This is a genomic window from Nocardiopsis sp. NPDC101807, assembly GCF_044766605.1.
In the GTDB taxonomy this organism is placed as follows: Bacteria; Actinomycetota; Actinomycetes; order Streptosporangiales; family Streptosporangiaceae; genus Nocardiopsis; species Nocardiopsis tropica.
Genome location: NZ_JBIWMK010000002.1, coordinates 254,204 through 277,337, shown reverse-complemented (window position 1 = coordinate 277,337; position 23,134 = coordinate 254,204). Strand labels below are relative to the sequence as shown.

The window sequence follows — 23,134 nt, the reverse complement described above, 5'->3', positions numbered from 1 at the left end:
GGGAGCCCCGGACCGCCGCTCCGGCCCGCCTCAGCCCGGCACGTCCATGCGCTGCGTGCCGACCACCGACAGCAGGCGCAGCGCCTCCTCGGCCGGGGAGCCGGGGTCGGCCGTGTAGACCACGACCCGCTGGTCCCGGTCGGCGATGTCCAGGACGTCGCAGTTGAGGGTGAGGGCGCCCAGCAGCGGGTGCCGCAGGGTCTTGCGCAGGCCGGGCCCGGTGCGCACGTCGTGGTCGGCCCAGAGCCGGGCGAACTCCGCGCTGCCGGAGAGGAGGTCGCCCACCAGCGCGGCCACCTCGGGGTCGTCGGGGTAGCGGGCGGCGGCCGCCCTCAGGTGCCCGGCCGCGGCGCGCGCGAACGCCTCCGCCTCGGCGGGGTCGTGCAGCCGCGTGTCCGAGCGCGGTGCGAGGAAGGCGTGGCGCACGAGGTTGCGCTCGTGCCGGGGCAGGGCGGAGAAGTCCCCCAGGAGGGCGGCCGCCAGGTCGTTCCAGGCGATCACCTCGTAGGTCGCGGACAGCACGATCGCCGCGGCCTGCGGCAGGCGCCCCAGCAGGTCGAGAATGCTCTGCCGCACCTCGCGCGAGGGGCCGACCGGCGGCCCGGGCGGTGCGCCGGCGAGGTGGTGCAGGTGGGCCCGTTCGGCGTCCGACAGGCGCAGGGTCCGGGCGAGGTCCGAGAGCACCTCGCGCGAGGGGCGCGGACCGCGGGCCTGCTCCAGGCGCGTGTAGTACTCGGTCGAGATGTACGCCAGCTGCGCCACCTCCTCGCGACGCAGTCCCGGCGTGCGGCGGCGCGGCCCGGCGGGCAGCCCCACGTCGGCAGGGGCGATGCGCTCACGCCTGCCGCGCAGGAACCCGGCCAGCTCTCTTCTGTCCACGCCCCCAGTGTGAACGCCGGCCGGGGGCGGCAGCCAGGTACCGCCGGTGCCTGGATCGGCCGCGCGGTCCGCGCCAGGCTCACCTCCATGAACACTGCACAGACCACCGACACCACCGCCCACGCCGCCACGGGCCTCCTGGCCGGCAAGGTCGCCCTCGTCACCGGGGCCGGACGCGGCATCGGCGCCGCCGCGGCCCGCCTGTTCGCCCGGGAGGGCGCCAGGGTCCTGCTCGCCGCCCGGACCGAGGAACAGCTGAAGGCGGTGACCGAGGAGATCAGGGCCGCGGGCGGAACCGCCGACCACGCGGTGTGCGACCTGGCCGACGGCGACAGCGTCCGCGGCGCCGTCGACCGCGCCGTGGCCCTGTACGGCCGCCTCGACGTCGCCTTCAACAACGGCGCGACCGCCGTGCCGCCCGGCCCCATGGACCAGGCGACCGAGGCCGACTTCGACCACGTCTACGCCGTGAACCTCAGGGGCCCCTGGACGGCCATGGTCGCCCAGGTGGCCGCCATCCGGGCCATCTCCGGCACCGGCGCCATCGTCAACACCTCCTCCGTGGGCAGTCTGAGGGGCAACCCCGCGCTGCCCTCCTACGGTGCGATGAAGCGGGCTCTCAACAGCCTCACCGAATCGGCGGCGGCCACCTACGGGCCGGAGGGCATCCGCGTCAACGCCATCGCCCCCGGCACCACGCTGACCGACATGATGCGCGCCTGGGACGAGAGGTCGCCGGGCGTCATCGACCACCTCAACGCCCGCACCCCGCTGCGCCGCGCGGCCGACCCCGACGAGATCGCCCAGGCGGCCGCCTGGCTGCTCAGCGACCGTGCCTCCTACGTGACGGGGGCGGTCCTGCCCGTGGACGGCGGCATGCAGACGGTGTGATCGGGGACGTCGGGGCGGCGGGAGGGGACCTCCGGCGTCCGCGCCGCCGACGGGCGCCACGGGTGGCGACACCCCGCAGGGCCCGGGGAGACGACGCGCCGCGTTCCCCGTGCCCCGGGCCCTGCCCGGGGCACGGGCCGGAGGGCCCCCTCGCTTCGGAGCCGGAGCGAGGGGCCCGTACGCCCCCTCGCACCGGGGGCCGCCCCACGGGCCGGCGAGGGCTCGCGCGGGCCCGGGGGCGAGGAGGGGCGCGCCAGGGGTCGCCCGCAGGACCGTCAGCGCACCGTCAGGGCCACGACGGTGCAGACCAGGGCCGCCGCGGAGGCGAGGGAGCGCAGGTGGTTCCAGCGCACCCACACCGGCTCGAAGGCGCCGCGCACCGCCGCCGGGTCGGCGATCCGCTCGGCGGGACCGGCCTCGTCCAGGGCGTTGTTGCGCGGGACGTTGACCCCGAAGGTGATGCCCAGGGCCGCCACCAGGCAGGCGAGCGCCCCGCCGAACCAGACCGCCGAAGCGGTCTCGGCCGCCCCGGCGTGGAGCACCACCGAGGCCAGCGCCCCCACCGGGGCGCCGATGAACACAGCGGCGAAGAGCGGGTTGAGGATGGCGACGTTGATGCCCTGCATCGACTCGATCATGGCGCGGTCGCCCGCCCTGCCCAGACCGGGCATCACGGCGATCGAGAACCCGAAGAACAACCCCGCGAACAGGCCCGTCAACACTGTGGCGGCCACCGGGACGACCGCGTACACCATGTCCGCCATTTCGTACCCCGGTTCTCCTGTTGTCCCGATCCTCTGGGCGGATTGTATGCCCGCGACCGGTGGTCGCGCGCCCCTCGGACGCGGACGGACGGGGCAGCTGCCGCCCTCCGGGGCTCCCGGGAACGGCGTCCGGTGTTTCCGGCACATCAACGATCCGGGTGTACGCCCCGACCCCCTTCTCCGCCGCCCCCTGTCGCTATACCGTCGGGTAGGTGTGCTTCCCCCCGCTCGTCGGCCGTGAGAAGGAACGACAACAGCTGCGCACCGCGGCGGTCCCCGGGTCCCTGGTCCTGCTGTCCGGGGCCGCCGGATCGGGTAAAACCCGCCTGGTCCGGGAGCTCCCCGGAGCCGTGGACGCCACGGTCCTGACCGGGTACTGCCCCTCCCGGGACGACCCCTTCCCCTTCGCCCCCGTCATCGAGGCCCTGCGCCGGGCGCCGATCCCCGGCGGGCTCAGCCCGCTGTGCGGCGCCCTGCACCCCCTCATGCCCGAGCACGCCGAACGGCTGCCGCCCCCGCCCCCGCCCACCGGCTCGCCGGCGGCCGAGCACCACCGCACCTACCGGGCCCTCACCGAACTCCTGGACTCCCTGGGCCCGACGGTGCTCGTCCTGGAGGACGTGCACGGGATCGACCCGTCCACCCGGGACCTGCTGTACTACCTGGCGCCGCGCCTGCCCGCCCACCTGTGCCTGGTGCTGACCTACAGACCCGAGGAACTGCCCCGGGCCTTCCCCGTCCACGCGCTGGCCGCCCGCACCCCGCCGGGCACCCCGCACCACGAACTCGCCCTGGCCCCTCTGCACCCCCGCGACCTGTTCGCGCTGGCCTCCCGGCTCCTGGACGCCGCCCCCCGCGGTGCGCCCGTACCGCCCCCGGCCCCCGACGCCCCGCCCGCCGGGACCGCCACCCCGCCCCCGGGCGGGGTCACCGCCGAGGACGCCGAACGCCTGCACGCCTGGACCGGCGGCCTGGCCCTGGCCGCCGTGGAGACCCTGCACCACCTGGCCCGCGCCGACGCCGGGCCGCGCTCCGGCCCCGCCGTACCGGAGGAGCCGCCCGTGCCCCCCACCCTGCGCGACTGGTTCCTCGAACGCCTGCACGCCCTGGACCGCGACACCCGCCACCTGGTGCGCGCCGCCTGCGTCCTGGACGCCCCGGCCGACGACGCCGTCCTGGCGCGGGTCGCGGAGCTGAGCCCCTCCCGCGCGGAGAAGGCGCTCTCCCGCGCCTGCCAGCTCGGCCTGCTGCGGCCCTCCGGCCCGGCGGCCCTGGAGGTGCGCCCCCCGCTCCTGCGGCGGGTCTGCCACGACACCCTCCCCCTGGGCAAGCACCGCCACCTGCACCGGGCCGCCCTGACCGCCCTGTCACGGGACCCCGCGCCGCCCCACGCCCGCCTGGCCCGCCACGCCCGTGAGGCAGGACTCGTGGAGGAGTGGACCGACCACGCCGAACGCGCCGCCGACCAGGCCCTGTCCCAGGGCGAGGACGCCACCGCCGTCACCCTGCTGCGCGACGCCCTGACCCGCCCCACCCTGCCCGCCGAACGCCGCTGCGAACTCGCCCTCAAACTGGGCCGCGCCGCCCTGACCGGGATCTGCGCCCAGCACGCCATCACGCTGCTGCGCGACGTCCTGGCCACCCCCGGCCTGCCCGCGCCCTCCCGGGGCGAGCTGCGCATGGAGCTGGGCCTGCTCCTGCTCAACCAGGCGGCGCAGGGGCGCACCGCCCGCAGCGAACTCGTCCGGGCCGCCGCCGAACTCACCTCCCGCCCCGACCTGGCGGCCCGCGCCATGTGCGCCCTGGCCGTGCCTCGCAGCACCCCCGACCCCGTCGACACCCACCGCAGGTGGATGGAGCAGGCGGTCTCGGCCGCCCACCGCAGCAAGGACCCGGCCGTGGCCCACAGCGTCTCGGTCAACCAGGCCACCCTGCTCGCCCAGGTCGGGGACCCGGCCGCCTGGACAGCGGCCCTGCCCGACCCCGGCTCCCCGCACGCGCGGCCCACGCCCGAGGCCCTCGTGCGGCGCCGCGAGTTCGCCCGCGCCTCGCTCAACCTGGCCGACGCCGCGGTCATGCTCGGCCACTACGAGCGCGCCGACCACCACCTGTCGGACGCCGCCACCTGGTCGATCGCCTCGGAGGTGCCCTACGTCCGCGAGAGCGCCCAGGCGCTCCGGCTGATCCTCGACTGGCAGCGCGGCCACTGGGCCGGCCTGGACGAGGAGGCCGAACGCCACCTGGGCCCCGCGCGCGCGGCCCACCTGCACGCGGTCGCCGCCGAGCTGACCCTGGTGCGCTCCGCACTGGCCCTGGCCCAGGGGGACCCGGCCGGCGCCCGGTCCCACCTGGCGCTCCTCGAACCCGCCCCCGGGGACGACCCCGCGGCGCCCGACCCCGACCACGCGGTCCCCGTGCGCGCGTTCGCCGCCGGGCTGCTGGCCCGCCTGGCGATCGCCCGGGGCGATTCCGGGGAGGCGTGGTCCCGGGTGGAGGGCCTGGTGTCGCTGGTGGCGAGCAAGGGCGTGTGGGTGTGGGCGGCCGACCTGGTCCCGGGGATGGAGGCGCTGGTCCCGGCCGGGCGCGGCGCCGAGGCCCAGGACCTGTGCGCCCGGTTCCGGGCGGGGCTGCGCGGCACCGGCGCCCCGGCCGCCGCTGCGGCCCTGGGCCGGTTCGAGGCCGCCCTGGCCCGGCACCGCGGCCAGGGGGACCGGGCGCTGCACCTGTACGCCGAGACCGTGTCCGCCTACCGGGCCATGCCGCGCCCCTACGACGCCGCCCAGGTCCGCGAGGCCGCGGCCCACACCCGGCTGGACCTCTCCGGGGGCCGGTCCGAGGAGGGCGTGGCGGGGCTGAGGACCGCGCTGGAGGAGTACACGGCACTGGGCGCCGTCTGGGACGCGGCGCGGGTGCGCCGTGCGCTGCGCGCGCACGGGGTGACGGCCGCCCCGGCCGGCGGGCGCGCCCCGCGGGACCCCCGCCTGTCCCCGCGCGAGGGGGAGATCGCGGCACTGGCCGGACGGGGGAGCACCAACCGGGAGATCGCCGCCCTGCTGCACCTGTCCCCGCGCACGGTGGAGACCCACGTGGCCAACGCGCTGGCCAAGCTGGGCCTGCGCTCGCGCCGGGACCTGGCGTCGGCGCCGGGCCGGGACCGCGAGGGCGGGGTCGCCACCGGCTCCGGTTGACCCCTGCCCCGCCCTCCCGGGCGCACCGGACCCGGTGCGGGGAGGGCGCGGCCCCGGGTGGGGGAGTGCCGGGGGCCCCGCGCTCGCGGAGGGAGCCCCGTGCCCGGCGCGGGGCGAGGTCGGCGCCTACGTGTTCCCGCCGCCGCGCCGGAACTACGTAGTGACTACGTAGTGACTACGTATGGCCCCGGCGCGCGCGGCGGACCATCATGGTCGGCGGGTGGCCGCTTCCGGGCCGGACCGTCGGACGAACCATCCGGTGCACCAGCCCCCTCCCCAGCAGCTGCACGCACGGGCCGGCCCACCGATCCCACCCCGGGCCGCCCCTCCCCGCCCCCGGCGGGGAGGGGCGGCCCGCGAAAAACCGCTTCCCCCTCCGGCCCCGATCCGCCACCATGCCCGCAGGGCCGGGCGGACCTCCGCGCCGGCGCCCCGACACACGGAACGAGGCGTCCGAGGACATGAGCGACCACGAGCGGGCCGTCGCCGACAACCGCGCGAACTGGGACCAGAGGGCCGACGTCCACGCCCGGTCCGCGATGTACGACGTCGAGGGGCTGATCGCCGACCCCTCCTCCATCTCGGAGGTCGTGCGCAACGACCTCGCGGTCCTGGAGCCGCACCTGGACGGCGGGACGGTGGCGGGCAGGTCGCTGCTGCACCTGCAGTGCCACATCGGCACCGACACGGTGTGCTGGGTGCGGCTGGGCGCCGTGGACGTCCACGGCCTGGACCTGTCGGCGAACTCGCTGGCCCACGCCCGGCGCATCGCCGCCGCCGACGGCGCGGACGTCACCTGGGTGGAGAGCGACGCGCGCACGGCGTCGCAGGCCGTCGACCGGCGGTTCGAGGTGATCGTCACCGGCACGGGCGCCGTCATGTGGCTTCCCGAGCTGGGCCCGTGGGCGCGGTCGGTCCACGACCTGCTGGAGCCGGGCGGGGTGTTCATGGTCAGGGACGACCACCCGCTCCTGAACGCGCTGGACTACGAGCCGTGGCGGGTGACCGGCGACTACCTCGGCGGCGGGGGCGCCGACACCTACGACGAGGCCGAGACCTACACCGACGGGTCGGCGGAGTCCATCACGAGCACCGTCAACCACCAGTGGCGCCACAGCCTGGCGGAAGTGACCGGCGCCCTGCTGGAGGCGGGACTGGTGGTCCAATCGCTCGGGGAGCACCCGTTCATGGACTGGCCCGCCTTCCCCGGCCTCGTGGCGTGCCCGCAGGGGTGGCGGCTCCCGGAGGGGGCCCCGCGGATCCCGCTGAACTTCTCGGTGGTGGCCCGGCGCCCGGGGTGAACGCGAACGGCCGCGGGGCCGCCCGGGGGACGCTCCTGTGAGGTCACGGTCGCCCCGGTGGCCTCCCCGAACAGGCCGACGAACCCCCCGGACGACCCGCCGGTGCCGGCCGGTGGGTCGGACCTGCCACAGAAGCCGCCACACGTCCTCACGGTCAGCCGTGCCACTCGCAGAAGAGGACGGTGGCGTCGTCGCCGAACTGCCCGTGGTGGTACTCCAGGACCGCGTGGACCAGGCGCCGCAGCGTCTCGGGGACGGGCATGCTGTCGGCCTGGTGGCGGATGACGAAGTCCACGAACCGCTCCACGCCGAACTCCCGACCCTCGGAGTCGCGGGCCTCGATGATGCCGTCGGTGTACAGGAGCAGGCGGTCGCCGGGTTCGAGCTGCTCGTGGCAGACCGCGACGGGCACCCCCAGGTCCATGCCCAGGGGGTGGGAGGGGTCGCACTCCAGGTTGCGGACCTCCTCCCCCCGGATGAGCACGGGCGGCAGGTGCCCGCAGTTGACCCACCTCAGCTCACCGGTGCCCAGGTTGAGCTCGGCCAGGATCGCGGTGGCGAACCGGGTCTGGACGAACTCCTGGATCAGGGTGTCCTCCACGCCCCGGGGGATCTCGTCCAGCGGGACGCCGCGCCGGCGCTCGTTGCGGAAGGCGCCCACCGCCAGGTTCGCAATCAGCCCGGCGGCGGTGTCGTGGCCCATGGCGTCGAACATGGCCAGGTGGGCGATCTCCCCGGCCAGGGCGTAGTCGAAGGAGTCCCCGGCGTTGTCGTAGGCGGGCTCGGTGGCGGCGGAGATGGTCACCCGGGAGTCGGCGAAGGTGCCCGGGGGCATCAGGGTCCACTGCATCTCCGCCGAGACGGACATGGGGCTGACCCTGACCAGGCGGGCGTGCGCGTCGCTGTTGGCGCGCTTGGCGATGATCAGCAGGCTCACCATCGCGGCCAGGTCGCGCATCGCGGAGCGGTCGGGGTCGCCCTTGTAGGCCACGTGGAGCACGCCCAGGCGTTCGGCCCCGTCCAGGATCGGCACCCAGTAGCGGCCCCGGTCCCCGACGGGCACGGTCACGCCCATGATGTAGGCCTCGCCGGCGACGGTCCCGTCGATCTTCAGGTCGTCTCCGCCCTGGTGGGCGTCGAGGCCGTGGCCGGTGACCTCGCGCAGGACCTGCTGCTGGCGGTCGGCGAGGTAGATGCGGATCTCGGTGAGGTCCGCGGCCGCGGCCTTGCCCGCCACCAGGGAGGGGAGTTCCTCGAAGTTGGCGAGGTGCCCGGCCCTGACCAGCGACGTCATCAGCTCGTTGGACCCGTGTTTGAGCGACATGGCATGACCTCGGTCAATCTCGCGAGGCGGCAACTGCTTCGGAACCTCTACCCGGTTTGCCACATTTCGAGCAGAAAGTCCAGCTCGGGGGGGGTGGTCGACCCAGGTTCCGCGGCTGCCGCGACCGGCCCGCGCGCCCCTGCCGCGGGTGCCCCTCCCCGCCGGGGGAGGGGCACCGGCCCCGCACGCACCGCCCCGGCGGCGGCCCCGGCCCTACGCCCCGGGACGGGGTCGGGGAGGGCGGTCCGGCTCAGGCCGCTGCGGCCCGGATGCGGCGGGGCTCCTCCTCGGGGAGCCCCCGCCCGCACCGGCCGCACTCGGACCGGCGCCGCACCAGGTAGGCGGCGGTGGCCACGCCCAGGGCCGTCCCCCACACCCCCATGGAGGAGAACACCGCCACGTGCACGGTGCCGGCGCTCAACATCGATCCGGCCTCCGCGGCGAAGGCCTCGGTGACGGCGCTGCGGCCCATCGCCACCAGGGCCACCGCGACCAGCGTCGCGGGCACCACCGCCAGCGGCACCGGCACCCGGCGCCCGGCCAGCCCCGCGGTCCACCGGGGGAACCGCACGCCCCAGCGCTGGACCAGGCCCAGCATGAGAACGGCGCCGACAATGCCGGCCGACCCCAGCCCCACACCGATCACCAGCGTGAACGGGTCGGCGGAGAGCACCGCGAAGTCCTCCCGGCTCATCCCGACCGGGACGCCGAACAGCCACGGGATCCTGATGGAGGGGTAGACCAGGGCGGTCACCGCGCCCACCGCCACCGCGATCCGCCCCACGCGCAGCGCCCGCGCCCGGGTCCCGTGCTCGACGGCGGCCGACCACCGCGGGCTCCGGCCGCACCGCGCGCAGGAGCGGCTCCCCTCGCGGCGGCACGCCAGGGCCGCGACCACCCACACCCCCACGCCGGCGGCGAAGAACAGGCCGGTGAGGCTGTCGGGCTGCAGCAGCGCGAGCACCCAGGTCTGGGCCAGGCCGGGCACGATCCAGCCCGCCACCGGCATGATCATCGTGTAGCCGAGCAGGGCCAGCAGGTTGCCGTCCACGAACACCAGCAGCACGAGCACGGCCAGGGCCCAGGCGCCCGCCTGGGCCGCACGGGGCCCGCCGCCCCGGAGCATCAGCATGGAGCACACGGCGCCCACCGCGCCCGTGGCCAGGACGAGGACCACCGGCAGCGTCTCGCCGCGCCCGGCGAAGAGCGAACCGAACCCGTCCTCGTCGGCCACGTTCAGGGGCAGCACCCCCGACAGCCAGCCCAGGCCCAGCGCCAGTGCCGCCGCCGACCACGCCAGCGCAGCCCAGGGCACCGCCGTCGCGCGGTCGTGCCGCTCGTGCCCCGGATCTGCGGGGGGTGCGGGAAGGGGTGGCAGTGCGGTCATGGCGTGCTCCCGGAGTGGTGCGGAGTGGATGCCTCCACCCTGGCGCGCGCACCCCCGGGCGCACCTCCCCCGCGAGCGGGAGCGGGCTCCCCCCTGAGGGGGAACCCGCTCCACCGCCACCGGTCTCCGGTTCGCGCTCCGTCGGCGGGGCGCCCCGCCGACGGTCTAGGCCCGCGCCGCCAGGTAGGCCTTCTCCAGGGCCGAGGCGAACACCTCGACGGGCTGGGCGCCCGAGATCCCGAAGGCGCGGTCGATCACGAAGAACGGCACGCCGCTCCCGCCGAGGCGCTGCGCGGTGGCGCCGTCCTCGCGCACCTCCGCGGCGTAGTCGTCGCCCTCCAGCACGCGGCGGGCCTCCGCGGCGTCCAGGCCGATCTCCACCGCCAACTCCACCAGGGTGGCGGTGTCGGAGAGGTCCTTCGCCTCCACGAGCTGGGCGTGCATGAAGCGCTCGTGCGCCTTCGTGCCCAGTCCCCGGCTCTGCGCCAGGTGGACGAGCCGGTGCACGTCGAAGGTGTTGACCATGACCCCGTTCTCGAAGTCGTACTCCAGCCCCACCTCCGCGGCGACCTTCTCCACCTGCGCGGTCATGGCGCGCACCTGCTCGCGCGAGGCGCCCGTCTTCGCGGCCAGGGCGTCACGGACCGGTTCGCCGCGCCCCCGCGGGTAGGAGGGGTCGAGCTGGAAGCTGCGCCAGAGGACCTCGACCTGGTCGGCGTGCTCGAACTGCTCCAGGGCCAGCTCGAAGCGCCGCTTGCCGATGTAGCACCACGGGCACACGATGTCGGACCACACCTCGACCTGCACGGACAATCCCCTCACTCACCAGCACGTTCCGTCCGAGCACGCCGGCGCGTCCTCGGTTCCCAGCGACACCAGCCCGGTGACCGCCTCCAGGGGGAGCTCCTCCTCGGCAGGCCGGTCCGCCTCCTGCGGCTCGGTCCCCGACTGCGGGCTGCTCACGTTCACGACACCCCTTACATACCTTTTGTGCGTAACAACATTATCAGTCAGTATGGGAGGGGCCCGGACCAGGCACAAGGAGGCACATTGACGTCCCGAACGCACACCGGTGTCCCCTCCACCGGACACACCGGCGAACGCGCCCCCGAGGACTGCCCGGTCCGCGAGGTCCTGGACCGGATCGGCGACAAGTGGAGCGTGCTCGTCATCGTCGTGCTGGGGCGGCGCACCCACCGCTACAGCGAGCTCCACCGCGCCGTCGACGGCATCAGCCAGCGCATGCTCACCCTGACGCTGCGCGCCCTGGTCCGCGACGGCCTGGTCGACCGCACCGCGCACGCCACCGTCCCGCCCCGCGTGGACTACGCCCTCACCGACCTGGGCCGCACCCTCCTGGAACCCCTCAACGCGCTGGACCGCTGGGCGAGCCTGCACCGCGACGACATCCGCGCCGCCCGCGAACGCCACGACCGCGCCGGGGACCCCCTCCCGGACGGCCCCTGACCCCCCGGCCCGCCGGACCCCGGCACGGGCCCGCCGCGCGCACGCGGTCCCCACCCGGCCCCGGACCGCGCCCCTCCTCCGAAGGCGGGGGCGGACACCGGCCCCTGCCGGCCCGCCGGGCTCAGCCCTCCAGCGCCCACCCCGGCAGGGGCCCGGTGTGACCGAACACCCATCGGCGCCCCCGCGCCGCCCGCACCCGCCCCGGGCTGGCCCTTCTCCGCCCCCGGCACGAATCACGCACTCCCCACCTGCGGTGACAGCACATCGAAACAACCGCGACACACGAGGCTGACCCGCGGGTAACACCCTGCGGGTTGCCTGAGAGGCGTCCGACCCCGCAGCAGGAGGAGCCGCGCACCATGGAAGAACTCGTCGTCATCGGCAACGGCATGGTCGGCCACCGACTCGTCGAGGCCCTCCGCGACCGCGACAGCGACCACCGCTGGCACGTCACCGTCGTGGGCGAGGAGCCCCGCACCGCCTACGACCGCGTCGCGCTCTCCTCCTACTTCGACGGCGCCAGCGCCCAGGACCTGTCCCTGGGCGACCTGTCCGGACCCCACGTGGACGTCCACGTCGGCGAGCGCGCCACCGCCCTGGACCGCGACGCGCGCACCGTCACCACCGCCTCCGGCCGCACCCTGGGCTACGACCGGCTCGTCCTGGCCACCGGCTCCACCCCCTTCGTGCCCCCCGTCCCCGGCCACGACCTGCCCGGCTGCCACGTCTACCGCACCATCGAGGACCTGGACGCCATCACCGCCTCCGCCCGCCACGCCCGCACCGGCGTGGTCATCGGCGGCGGCCTGCTCGGCCTGGAGGCCGCCAACGCCCTGCGGCTGCTGGGCGTGGAGGCCCACGTCGTCGAACTCGCCCCCCACCTGATGCCCGCCCAGATCGACGAGGGCGCCGGCGGCCTGCTCCGCAGACTCGTCACCGACCTGGGCGTGCACATCCACACCGGAGCCGCCTCCACCGCCGTCGAGGCCGGCGCGGACGGCCGCGTCCGCAACCTCCTCCTGGGCGACGGCACCCGCCTGGACGCCGACCTGGTCGTGTTCTCCGTGGGCATCCGCCCCCGCGACGACCTCGCACGCGCCGCCGGCCTGCGGGTCGGCGAACGCGGCGGCATCGTCGTCGACGACACCTGCACCACCTCCGACGCCCGCATCCACGCCATCGGCGAGGCCGCCGCCCACCGCGGCACCGTCTACGGGCTCATCGCCCCCGGCAACGCCATGGCCGAGGTCGTCGCCGACCGCCTCCTCGGCGGCGGAGCCACCTTCACCGGCGCCGACACCTCCACCAAGCTCAAGCTCCTGGGCGTGGACGTGGCCAGCTTCGGCGACGCCCACGGCCGCGCCGCCGACTGCCTGGACGTGGTCGTCAACGACGCCGCCGGCGGCCGCTACGCCAAACTCGTCCTGTCCGACGACGCCACCACCCTCCTGGGCGGCATCCTGGTCGGCGACGCCTCCGCCTACGCCACCCTGCGCCCCATGGTCGGCTCGCCCCTGCCCGGCGACCCGCTCACCCTCATCACCCCCGAGGGCGGCGCGGCCCTGGGCGCCGACGCCCTCCCCGACTCCGCGCAGATCTGCTCCTGCAACGCCGTCACCAAGGGCGCCCTCACCGAGGCCATCCACACCCAGGGCGCCTGCGACGTCGCCGGCCTCAAGGCGTGCACACGGGCGGGCACCAGCTGCGGGTCGTGCGTGCCCATGCTCAAGCAGATCCTCTCCCAGGCGGGCATCGAGCAGTCCAAGGCCCTGTGCGAGCACTTCACCCAGTCCCGCGCCGAACTCCTGGAGACCGTCCGCGCCACCGGCACCACCACCTTCTCGGCCCTCATCGAGAACCACGGGACCGGCCAGGGCTGCGACATCTGCAAGCCCGCCGTCGCCTCGATCCTGGCCTCCCTGGGGGGCGGGCACATCCTCGACGGCGAACAGGCCACGCTCCAGGACACCAACGACCGCTACCTCGCCAACATGCAGCGCAACGGCACCTACTCGGTCGTGCCCCGCATCCCCGGCGGCGAGATCACCCCCGACAAGCTCATCGTCATCGGGGAGGTCGCACGCGACTTCCAGCTCTACACCAAGATCACCGGCGGCCAGCGCATCGACCTGTTCGGCGCCCGCCTCGAACAGCTCCCCGCCATCTGGACCCGCCTGGTCGAGGCCGGGTTCGAGTCCGGCCACGCCTACGGCAAGTCCCTGCGCACCGTCAAGTCGTGCGTGGGCACCACCTGGTGCCGCTACGGCGTCCAGGACTCGGTGGGCCTGGCCATCCGCCTGGAGGAGCGCTACCGGGGCCTGCGCTCACCCCACAAGCTCAAGTCCGCCGTCTCCGGCTGCGCCCGCGAGTGCGCCGAGGCACGCAGCAAGGACTTCGGGATCATCGCCACCGACCAGGGCTGGAACCTGTACGTGGGCGGCAACGGCGGCTTCACCCCCCGCCACGCCGAACTCCTCGCCTCGGACCTGGACGAGGAGACCCTCATCCGCTACATCGACCGGTTCCTGATGTTCTACATCCGCACCGCCGACCGCCTCCAGCGCACCGCCCCCTGGATCGAGGCCATGGACGGCGGCCTGGACCACGTGCGCGACGTCGTCGTCCACGACACCCTGGGCATCGCCGAGGAGCTCGAGGCCGCCATGGAACGCCACGTGGACGCCTACACCGACGAGTGGGCCGCCGTCCTGGCCGACCCCGCCAAACTCGCCCGGTTCGAGTCCTTCGCCAACGCCCCCGGCACACCCGACCCCACCATCAGCTTCACCACCACACGCGACCAGCCCGTCCCGGGCGCCGCTCTCGACCTCGGCATGCCCGCCCACCGCCCGCAGGAGGCCACCCGATGACCGCCGCCACCACCCACGCCCCGCCCGCCCTGTGGATCGACGCCTGCCCCGCCCACCGCCTGGGCGCCGACGACGGCGTGGCCGTCCTGCTGCCCGACGGCCGCCAGGCGGCCCTGTTCCGCACCCGCGACGACCGCCTGTTCGCCGTCGACAACATCGACCCCTTCACCGGGGCCGCGGTCATCTCGCGCGGCATCGTCGGCGACCGCCGTGGCGAGCCCACCATCGCCTCGCCCATGCTCAAGAATGTGTTCTCCCTGCTGACCGGACAGAGCCTGGAGGACCCCCGGGTGCGCCTGCGCACCTGGGCCGTCCGCGACACCGGCACCACCGTCCAGATCAGCGCCCGCGCCGAAGAGGAGTCACCTTGAGCACATCCGCGTCCGCGCCGTCCTCCCACACCCCGCCCGCCGCGGGCCCGCACCAGGACCGCACGGGCGGGGCCGACGGCACGGGGGCGGAGGCCGGCGCGCCCGCGACCACCGCGCCCCTGGCCGGGTTCACCGTGGCCGTCACCGCCGCCCGCCGCGCCGACGAGCTCAGCGCCCTGCTCCAGCGCAAGGGCGCCCAGGTCATCGCCGCCCCCGCCCTGCGCATCGTCCCGCTCAGCGACGACCAGCGCCTGGCCTCGGTCTCCGACGAACTCGCCCGCCGCCCCGCCGACGTCGTCATCGCCACCACCGGCATCGGCTTCCGCGGCTGGATCGAGGCGTGCGAGACCTGGGGCACCGTCGAACCCCTCCTGGCCAGCATGCGCTCCTCGCGCCTGCTGGCCCGCGGCCCCAAGGCCAAGGGCGCCATCCGCGCCGCCGGACTCACCGAGGAGTGGTCCCCTCCCTCGGAGTCCTCCGCCGAAGTCCTGGACTACCTCCTCGAACAGGGCGTCACGGGCCTGCGCGTGGCCATCCAGCTGCACGGCGAACCCCTGCCCGACTTCACCGCGGCCCTGCGCCTGGCCGGCGCCGACGTCGTGGAGGTCCCCGTCTACCGGTGGACCCAGCCCGAGAACGTCGCCCCCCTGGACCGGCTCATCGAGGCCGTCACCTGCGGGGGAGTGGACGCCGTCACCTTCACCAGCGCCCCCGCCGCCGCAGGCCTGCTGGCCCGCGCCCGCACCACCGGCCGCACCGGCCCCCTGGTCGAGGCCCTGCGCGGCGACGTCCTGGCCATGTGCGTGGGACCGGTCACCGCCCGCCCCCTCATGGCCCACGACATCCCCACCGTGTGGCCCGAACGCGCCCGCATCGGCGCCCAGGTCCGCAAGCTCACCGAGGAGCTGCCCGCGCGCTTCCCCACCCTGGGCGTGGCCGGACACCGGCTGCGCCTGCGCGGCCACGCCGTCCTGGTCGACGGCACCGTGCACACCCTCTCTCCCACCCTGATGCGCCTGGTGCGCGAACTCGCCCGCCGCCCCGGCCAGGTCCTGGACCGCACCCGCCTGCTCACCTGCCTGGGCGAGGACGCCGACGCGCACGCCGTGGAGACGGCGGTGGCGCGCCTGCGCACCGCACTGGGCGACGCCAGGATCATCCAGACCGTCGTCAAACGCGGCTACCGCCTGGCCCTGGACACCCACGACTGCGCTCCCGACCTCTGATCCGACCGGCGGCGCGCCCCGCCGCACACGCACTCCCACACCCGAGAGCCATGAACAGACACCCCACCCTGCTGCTGGCCGTCCACGGCACCCGCAACCCCCACGGCACCGCCGTGGCCCACTCCCTGGCCCTGCGCGTGGGGGAGCTGACACGGCGCCCCACCCGCCTGGCCTTCGCCGACGTGCTCGCCCCCACCGTCGGCGAGGTGGCCGCCGACACCCCGGGGCCCCTGGTCGTCGTGCCCGCCTTCCTGGCCTCGGGCTACCACGTGCGCACCGACATCCCCGACCAGCTCCTGCGGGCCGGGCGCGCCGACGCCGTCCTCACCCCCGCCCTGGGCGCCCACCCCGCGGTCCTGGACACCGCCGTGCGCCGCCTGGACCAGGCCGGGTACCGCCCCGGGGACGCCGTCGTGCTGGCCTGCGCCGGAACCACCGACCCGCGCGCCGGCGCCGAACTGTCCCGCGCCGCCGCCCGCCTGGCCCGGCTCCTGGGCGCCCCGGTCACGACCGGTTTCATCGCCACCGGCCGCCCCACCGTCGCCGAACAGGTCGCCCGCCTGCGCGCCCGGGGCCACCGCCGCGTCGCGGTGGCCTCCTGGCTGCTCGCACCGGGCCTGTTCCACGACCGGCTCGCCCTGGCCGGAGCCGACGCGGTGGCCCGTCCGCTGTGCCCCGACCCGGCCGTCGCCCGCGCCGTGGCCGACCGCTACCACCACGCGGCCCTGCCCCAGCACGCCTGAGCGGGCCCCGCGCGGGGCGGCCCGCCCCGGCCCCGAGGGCCCCTGCGGCCCCGGGGCAGCAGGGGCCGTGCACCGGCCCGGACGACGCACGCTCCGGCCCGCGCCCCCGGCCCGCCGGCCCCGCCCCCGGCCCGCGCAGTCCGGGCGTCCTTCCGCGCACCCGGCCGCCCGCCGGGTTCCCCACCCGTCGCAGGAGCCCTCCGCGCAGCCACCGGTGTACACCCCCCGAACCCCGGATGGCCACAACCGGCAACCCGTGCGCAACACCGGGCCCCCGGGGGAAGACCACCTCTGGGACACCAGTCCGCACCAGACCGCAGCGCCCACGAGGACGGCCATGTCCGCAGTACCCGCCCCCGCACTCGACTTCCACGACCCCGCCGCCGACCGGTCCGTCGGCGCGATGCTCGGCGCGCCCGTGGCCGCCGCGCTGGTGGGCGCCCCCGCCGACCTGACCCGCGGGTTCACCGAGGCCTCCGCACGGCTGCCCCGCCTGATCCGGACCGCGCTGACCGAGCTGACCGCCACCGCGCGCACCCCCGCCCCGCCCGCGGACCCCACCGAACAGGCCTGGGCGCAGGTCCTGCGCAGCACCGCCCGCACCGGCACCCCGCCCGGGTCCGCGCCCGCCCTGGAGCACACTGCCGCCGACGACCCCCTGGGCGCCTCCTGGCGGGCCCTGACCCGCACCCCCCGCCCCGCCCACGACCCCGCGGGCGGGTCCTTCGCGTGCGCCCACCTCGTCGACGCCGTCTGGTCGGCGTACACCGCCGCCGGGGACGACGCCGCCATGCACACCGGCGCCCTGGCCGGGGCCCTGTGGGGCGCCTCCGCCGTGCCCCTGCACGCCCTGCGCCGCATGTCCGAGACCCTGGACCCCCACGCCCTCACGACCGCCGCGCTGACGGCCGTGCGCGGCACCAGCCCCGGCGCCTGGCCCGAACACCCCGTCCTGGTCCAGGAGCCCCGCCGCCTGCCGCCCTTCGCCGTCCCCCACCCCCTGGACCCCCAGGTGCTGCTCGGCAACCTCGACCACCTGCGCCACCACCCCGAGAGCGCGGACGCGGTCGTCTCCCTGTGCCGCACCCACCCCCAGGACGCCCCCCACCTGCCCGACGCCGACTGGGTGCGGGTGTGGATGCACGACCGCCCCAACGCCAACGCCAACCTGCACTTCACCCTGGACGAGGCCGCCGCGACCGTGGCCGCCCTGCGCGCCGAGGGCAAACGCGTCCTGCTGCACTGCTGGGCGGGCGCCTCGCGCACCCCCGCCGTGGCCACCCGCTACGCCGTCGCCTGCCTGGGCGCCCCGCCCCTGCCCACCCTGGCCGCCATGATCCGCGCCGTGGGCGGCCACCTGGACAACCCCGCCCTGTCCCAGGCCGTCGCCCAGCTCAGCGGGGTGCACCTGCCCGACCCCGCCCTGCGCCTGTTCCCCGACGGCGTCCCGCCCCGGCGACCCGAACTGCCCGAACCCCACATCACCGGGTGACAAGTTCCACAAACCCCCGCTTTCCGGTACCGTTACCCTCGCGTTACCCCTAGGATCTGCGCCCAGACCCCGTGCACCGCCACCGGCGGTCCCGGCTCCGCGCCCGTGCCACGCCCTCCCGCACCTGTCCGGGGCGTCGCACACACCCCGCACCAGGAGCGGGCCGCCACGCCCTGTTCCCGTTCGTAAGGACTCCGTTGTGGGCAAACACGAGCCCCAGACCCCGCCGGTCGAAGACGACCGCACCGACGCCCCCGCCGTCGGACCCCGCGTCGCCGCCAAGCGCAGCCGACGCAAGCGCACCATGATCCTGGCCTCGGCCACGGGTCTGACCCTGCTCGTGGGAGGGACCGCCACCGCGGCCGTCATCGCCTCCGGCGCCGACCCCGAGACGGCCGCCAACGCCGCCGGGGTCCCCGAGGCCGACCCCGACCCCCTGGTCGCCGAGGACGCCACCCCCCAGGCGGGGCAGGACGCCCTCCAGCGGGCCCAGGAGGCCGTCACCTCCGCCACCCAGAGCACCAGCACCGACGCCTCCGACGTCCTGGAGGAACCAGAGGAAGAGGAGGAGGCCGAGGAGCCCGAGGCCGACACCGGCGGCGGGGGAGGCGAGCCCTCCGGCGACGGCGGCACCTGCCAGGCCTCCTTCTACGGCGCCGACCTGGCGGGCAACTCCACCGCCAACGGCGAGACCTTCGACCCCAGCGCCATGACGGCCGCGCACAAGACCCTGCCGTTCAACACCCAGGTCCAGGTCACCAACCCCAGCAACGGCAAGTCGGTGACCGTGCGCATCAACGACCGCGGCCCCTACATCGACGGCCGCTGCCTGGACCTGTCCACGGCCGCCTTCGACCAGATCATCGGCACCGGGGCCGGCGTCGGCCAGGTCGAGTGGCAGGTCGTCGGCTAGCCGGCCCCCTCCACACGGACCCCGTGCGCCCCGCCCCCTTCGCCCCGGGGCGGGGCGCACGCGCGTGTGAGCACCCACACGTCACCCGGACGTGGCACAATCCCCAGCACCCACCCACCACCGACACACAGGGAGCAGGGGCGTTGTTCCGCACCACCACCGGCTGGGTCGTCTCGCCCACCGACCTCGTCGACACCCTGGAGTGCGACCACCGCAGCGCCCTCAAGACCGCGCTGGCCGCCCGCCTGGAGGGCGCCCCCGCCCCCGACAAGGTCGACCCCCTCGTCGCCCACCACGGCCACGTCCACGAGCAGGCCGAACTCGACCGGCTCACCGCCCTGTTCGGCGAGGTCGTGCACATCGAGGAGCCCCGCGCCGACGACGCCTCCCTCGCGGCCGCCGCCACCGCCACCTCCCAGGCCATGGCCGCCGGGGCGCCCGTCATCTACCAGGGCAGCTTCCACCACCCCCTGACCCGGGCCACCCCCACCGCCCCGGCCGTGGCCTTCCACGGCCGCGCCGACTTCCTCATCCGCTCCGACCTGGACCCCGCCACCGGCGAGCGCCGCGACCCCGCACCCGACCCCTGGTCCTACGAGCCCTGGGACACCAAGCTCGCCCGCCGCCCCGGCCCCGGAGCCGTCGTCCAGCTCGCCGCCTACGCCCACGCCGTCGCCGTGGCCACCGGCCGCACCCCCGACCGCATGCACCTGCTCACCGGCGACGGCCACACCCACACCCTGGACACCGCCGACTTCGCCCCCATCCTCACCACCGTCACCACCCGCCTGCTGGACCGGCTCGCCCAGCCCCCCGCCCTGCCCACCCCCACCTGGGGCGAACCCCGCCCCGGCTGCGAGGGCTGCGGCTACGGCGCCTGGTGCTCGGGCGGGCGCACCGCCGCACGCCACCTGTCCCTGGTCGCCGGGCTGCGCACCGACCAGGCCGCCAAACTCACCGACGCCGGCCTGGACACCATCGACGCCCTGGCCGGCGCCGACGACGACCAGCGCCCCGCCACCCTGCCCCGCCGCTCCTTCGACCAGCTGCGCGCCCAGGCCGCCCTCCAGGTCCGCCAGGACACCACGCGCACCCCCCACAACCCCCAGGGCACCGTCACCGCCGAGGTCTTCTCACCCGACGGCCTGGCCGCCCTGCCCGCCCCCAGCCCCGGCGACGTGTTCTTCGACATGGAGGGCTACCCCTACCACTCCCGCGACGGCGGACGCGGCCTGGAGTACCTGTTCGGCGCCACCACCGAGGACGAGCACGGAGCCGAGACCTTCCACGCCTTCTGGGCCCACGACCGCGCCCAGGAGAAGAAGGCCCTGGAGGACTTCGTCGACTTCGCCTGCGCCCGCATCGACGCCGACGAGAACGCCCACGTCTACCACTACGCCTCCTACGAGGTGGACCGCCTCAAACACCTCAGCTCCGAGTTCGCCACCCGCGAGGAGGAGGTCAACCGGCTCCTGCGCGAGAACCGGCTCGTGGACCTGTACACGGTGGTCCGCAAGAGCCTGCGCGTGTCCCAGCGCTCCTACTCCATCAAGTACCTCGAACCCCTCTACCTGGGCGCCGCCCGCTCCGGCGGCGTCACCACCGCCACCTCCAGCATCGACGCCTACGCCGCCTACCTGCGCGCCGCCGAGCACGGCGACCACGACCGCGCCGCCCGGGTCCTCGCCGACATCGGCGCCTACAACCGCGACGACTGCCACTCCACCGCCCGCCTGCGCGACTGGCTGGAGGACCACCGCGTCCGCCAGGGCATCACCGACCGGCCCCCCGTCCAGCTCGAACTCACCGAGGAGGAGGCCGAACGCGCCCGCAAGCGCGCCGAGAAGCTCGCCCGCCACGCCGCCCTGACCGAACCCCTCCTGGCCGGCCTGCCCGCCACCGCCGAGGAGCGCGACGAGGAGGACCGCACCCGCGCCTCCCTGGCCGCCCTGGTCGGCTACTACCAGCGCGAGAACCTCCCGCCCTGGCGCGAGCACTACCGCCGCACCAGCGCGCCCCTGACCGACCTGGAGGCCGACACCGACTGCGCCGTGCCCTGGCAGGTCCACACGGGGGAGTGGGCCGAACCCACCGGCCGCCAGCGCAAGGCCCGCCGCGAGCTGTCCATGCGCCTGGACACCGCCCACCCCCACCCCTTCACCACCGGCCAGGACGTCCACCTGCTCTACCCCGGCGCCCCGGGACGGCCGGCCACCGCCGCCCCGGCCACCGTCGCCCGCGCCGACGCCGACACGCTCACTGTCACCGAGACCAGCGACCCCGACGACACCCGCTCCCGCGCGCCCGTGGCGGTCCTGCCCGGCTCACCCGTCAACCCCCAGCCCAAGGACGGGGCGCTGGAGTCGGTCGCCCGCACCGCCGTCGCCGCCCTGCCCCGGTGGCCCCACCACCCCGGCCTGGACGTGCTGCGCCGCCTGCCGCCCCGCCTGCGCACCCCCGGCCCCCTGCCCTCCCCGGACGAGCACGGCGGCGACCTCATCGCCGCCACCATCGCCGCCGTGGACCGCCTGGACGGCTCCTACCTGGCCGTGCAGGGCCCGCCCGGCGCCGGAAAGACCTACCTGGCAGCCCAGCTCATCACCCACCTGGCCCGCCAGGGCCGCAACGTGGGCGTGTGCTCCACCAGCCACAAGGCCGTGGAGAACGTCATGGGCGCCGCCCTGCGCGCCGCCGACCGGGCCGGGGTGTCCCTGGCCGCCGCCAAACGCGCCAAGGGCCGCGGCAAGGACGCCGTCGACCCTGACCTGCCCTGGGACCAGCCCACCAGCCCCCAGGCGCTGATGGGCTGGCGCGCCAAGCGCGCCGCCGACAACCAGCCCGTCCTGATCGGCGGCACCGCCTGGGCCCTGTCCAACGCCGCGATGATCGCCGACCCCCTGGACGTGCTCATCATCGACGAGGCCGGCCAGTTCGCCCTGGCCGACACCCTCGCGGTCTCCGCCGCCGCCCACAACCTCGTCCTGCTCGGCGACCCCCAGCAGCTGCCCCAGGTCGTCCAGGGCACCCACGGCGAGGGCGCCGACGCCTCCGCCCTGCAGCACCTCATGGCCGGACGCCAGATCATCGACCCCGCCCGCGGCTACTTCCTGGACCAGACCCGCCGCATGCACCCCGGCGTGTGCGCGACCGTCTCGGCCCTGTCCTACCAGGGCCGCCTGCACGCCCACCCCTCCACCGCCGAACGCGCCCTGTCCGCCCTCGAACCCGGCGTGTACACCCTGCCCGTCACCCACCACGGGCGCACCACCCACAGCCCCGAGGAGGTCGAGGCCGTCGTCGCGATCGCCACCCGCCTGGTCCAGGACAAGCTCATCCCCGGCCCCGGCCTGGAACCGCGCCCCCTGACCGGCGAGGACATCCTGGTGGTGGCCCCCTACAACCTCCAGGTGCGCGCCCTGCGACGCGCCCTGGCCGCCGCGGCCCGCACCGACCCCGCCCTGGAGGGGGTGCGGGTGGGCACCGTCGACCGCTTCCAGGGACAGGAGGCCGCCGCCGTCATCTGCTCGATGACCACCTCCGACGCCGCCGAGGCCAGCCGCGGGACCGCGTTCGTCCTGGACCGCAACCGCCTCAACGTCGCCCTCTCGCGCGCCCAGCTCCTGGCCGCCGTGGTCCACTCGCCCGACCTGCTCACCACGGCCCCGCGCAGCATCGACGAACTGCGGCTGCTGGCCTCCTTCACCGGCCTGGTCGGGGGCGCCCGCCCCTGGCCCCCCGCGCCCTGAGGGCCCGCCCTCGGGTTTCGGACGCCCCCCAGGTGGAGTACGTTTTACACAGCACCGCACTCGACCCGGCGCGCTCGCCCGCGCCCGGGCGGATGCGGGCCGTCCCCGACGGACCCACCCACCCCGCGCCCCCGGCCCGGGCATGCCCCCGTCCGTCGACGCCCTGGCCCGCCACCCCGTTCTCGAAAGGCACCACGGCCCCCGTGTCTGACCGTCCCTCCGCCCCCGGCGGTGGCCGCAACACCAGCCACCCCACCGGCATCCGCGTCGTCGTCGCCGTCCTCGCCCTGTTCGCCCTGGTGTTGGGGCCCGTGGGCTACCTGATGGGCGTCGACGCCCACTCCCACGCCGGTTCGGCGGCCGAGTGGTTCACCCTCGCCTTCGGCGCCGCCGTCGGGATCCCCCTGCTGGCCGCCGCCGTGGCCACCGTCGCCGGGGACCGCAGAGCCGCCCTGTGGGCGCTGGCACTGCTGGCCTGGCCCGTGGTGTTCGTGTCGGCCATCCACCTGACCTCCCTGGGCGGGTAGGCTCCACCTTCCCGGCCGCGCCCGCCCGCGAGGACCCCGGGCCGG

Annotated in this window: 18 protein-coding genes; 12 read left to right on the top strand and 6 right to left on the bottom strand. The window is 75.8% G+C overall.

Going from position 1 to position 23,134, the window contains the following annotated elements; genetic code table 11:
- Nucleotides 1-30: 30 nt before the first annotated feature.
- Nucleotides 31-879 carry a helix-turn-helix transcriptional regulator gene (locus ACIRPH_RS06345; protein ID WP_402910076.1) on the bottom strand — a complete coding sequence of 283 codons (849 nt, stop codon included), beginning with the start codon at nucleotides 877-879 and terminating at the stop codon, nucleotides 31-33.
- A gap of 87 nt (nucleotides 880-966) precedes the next feature.
- On the opposite strand from ACIRPH_RS06345, the gene ACIRPH_RS06340 reads away from it, so the two are divergent.
- Complete coding sequence (locus tag ACIRPH_RS06340) at nucleotides 967-1,770, top strand: SDR family NAD(P)-dependent oxidoreductase (RefSeq protein WP_402910074.1); 804 nt, start codon at nucleotides 967-969, stop codon at nucleotides 1,768-1,770.
- 275 nt (nucleotides 1,771-2,045) lie between these two features.
- Here the strand turns inward: ACIRPH_RS06340 and ACIRPH_RS06335 are convergent, their stop codons facing one another.
- Entirely contained in the window at nucleotides 2,046-2,534 is a 489-nt protein-coding gene (locus ACIRPH_RS06335; protein WP_402910072.1) for a DUF1772 domain-containing protein, read from the bottom strand.
- A gap of 212 nt (nucleotides 2,535-2,746) precedes the next feature.
- On the opposite strand from ACIRPH_RS06335, the gene ACIRPH_RS06330 reads away from it, so the two are divergent.
- Together ACIRPH_RS06330 and ACIRPH_RS06325 are read left to right on the top strand one after the other, a co-directional pair.
- On the top strand, nucleotides 2,747-5,722 hold the full coding sequence (locus ACIRPH_RS06330) for an AAA family ATPase (RefSeq protein ID WP_402910069.1): 2,976 nt from the start codon (nucleotides 2,747-2,749) through the stop codon (nucleotides 5,720-5,722).
- A gap of 461 nt (nucleotides 5,723-6,183) precedes the next feature.
- Nucleotides 6,184-7,023, top strand: a complete 840-nt coding sequence (locus tag ACIRPH_RS06325; RefSeq protein ID WP_402910066.1) for a class I SAM-dependent methyltransferase — start codon at nucleotides 6,184-6,186, stop codon at nucleotides 7,021-7,023.
- 154 nt (nucleotides 7,024-7,177) lie between these two features.
- Here the strand turns inward: ACIRPH_RS06325 and ACIRPH_RS06320 are convergent, their stop codons facing one another.
- From ACIRPH_RS06320 to ACIRPH_RS06305, 4 genes are all read right to left on the bottom strand, one after another.
- The gene (locus ACIRPH_RS06320; RefSeq protein ID WP_402910063.1) at nucleotides 7,178-8,347 is read right to left on the bottom strand and encodes a PP2C family protein-serine/threonine phosphatase; all 1,170 of its coding nucleotides are present in this window, start codon (nucleotides 8,345-8,347) and stop codon (nucleotides 7,178-7,180) included.
- Nucleotides 8,348-8,597: 250 nt separating this feature from the next.
- On the bottom strand, nucleotides 8,598-9,734 hold the full coding sequence (locus tag ACIRPH_RS06315; protein WP_402910061.1) for a hypothetical protein: 1,137 nt from the start codon (nucleotides 9,732-9,734) through the stop codon (nucleotides 8,598-8,600).
- Between the two features lie 165 nt (nucleotides 9,735-9,899).
- Nucleotides 9,900-10,541, bottom strand: a complete 642-nt coding sequence (locus ACIRPH_RS06310) for a DsbA family oxidoreductase (protein ID WP_402910058.1) — start codon at nucleotides 10,539-10,541, stop codon at nucleotides 9,900-9,902.
- Between the two features lie 15 nt (nucleotides 10,542-10,556).
- A complete protein-coding gene (locus ACIRPH_RS06305; protein ID WP_402910056.1) occupies nucleotides 10,557-10,703 on the bottom strand; it encodes a hypothetical protein in 147 nt (48 codons plus the stop codon).
- 81 nt (nucleotides 10,704-10,784) lie between these two features.
- Here ACIRPH_RS06305 and ACIRPH_RS06300 point away from each other — a divergent pair, with 81 nt between their 5' ends.
- From ACIRPH_RS06300 to ACIRPH_RS06260, 9 genes are all read left to right on the top strand, one after another.
- On the top strand, nucleotides 10,785-11,201 hold the full coding sequence (locus ACIRPH_RS06300) for a winged helix-turn-helix transcriptional regulator (protein WP_402910053.1): 417 nt from the start codon (nucleotides 10,785-10,787) through the stop codon (nucleotides 11,199-11,201).
- A gap of 359 nt (nucleotides 11,202-11,560) precedes the next feature.
- Complete coding sequence (gene nirB / locus ACIRPH_RS06295) at nucleotides 11,561-14,071, top strand: nitrite reductase large subunit NirB (protein WP_402910050.1); 2,511 nt, start codon at nucleotides 11,561-11,563, stop codon at nucleotides 14,069-14,071.
- Entirely contained in the window at nucleotides 14,068-14,442 is a 375-nt protein-coding gene (gene nirD / locus ACIRPH_RS06290) for a nitrite reductase small subunit NirD (protein ID WP_402910047.1), read from the top strand. The genes nirB and nirD overlap by 4 nt, the downstream gene beginning before the upstream one ends.
- A 119-nt stretch (nucleotides 14,443-14,561) precedes the next feature.
- Entirely contained in the window at nucleotides 14,562-15,668 is a 1,107-nt protein-coding gene (locus ACIRPH_RS06285; protein ID WP_402911606.1) for a uroporphyrinogen-III synthase, read from the top strand.
- A 50-nt stretch (nucleotides 15,669-15,718) separates the two neighbouring features.
- Nucleotides 15,719-16,411, top strand: coding sequence for a sirohydrochlorin chelatase (locus ACIRPH_RS06280; protein ID WP_402910045.1), 693 nt, complete (start codon nucleotides 15,719-15,721; stop codon nucleotides 16,409-16,411).
- Nucleotides 16,412-16,748: 337 nt separating this feature from the next.
- Nucleotides 16,749-17,903: a dual specificity protein phosphatase family protein gene (locus tag ACIRPH_RS06275; protein ID WP_402910043.1), complete on the top strand. Its 1,155-nt coding sequence runs from the start codon at nucleotides 16,749-16,751 to the stop codon at nucleotides 17,901-17,903.
- Between the two features lie 199 nt (nucleotides 17,904-18,102).
- Nucleotides 18,103-18,816, top strand: a complete 714-nt coding sequence (locus ACIRPH_RS06270; protein WP_402910041.1) for a septal ring lytic transglycosylase RlpA family protein — start codon at nucleotides 18,103-18,105, stop codon at nucleotides 18,814-18,816.
- 143 nt (nucleotides 18,817-18,959) lie between these two features.
- Nucleotides 18,960-22,562, top strand: coding sequence for a TM0106 family RecB-like putative nuclease (locus ACIRPH_RS06265; RefSeq protein WP_402910039.1), 3,603 nt, complete (start codon nucleotides 18,960-18,962; stop codon nucleotides 22,560-22,562).
- Nucleotides 22,563-22,765: 203 nt separating this feature from the next.
- Nucleotides 22,766-23,089, top strand: coding sequence for a hypothetical protein (locus ACIRPH_RS06260; protein ID WP_402910036.1), 324 nt, complete (start codon nucleotides 22,766-22,768; stop codon nucleotides 23,087-23,089).
- Nucleotides 23,090-23,134 lie beyond the last annotated feature (45 nt).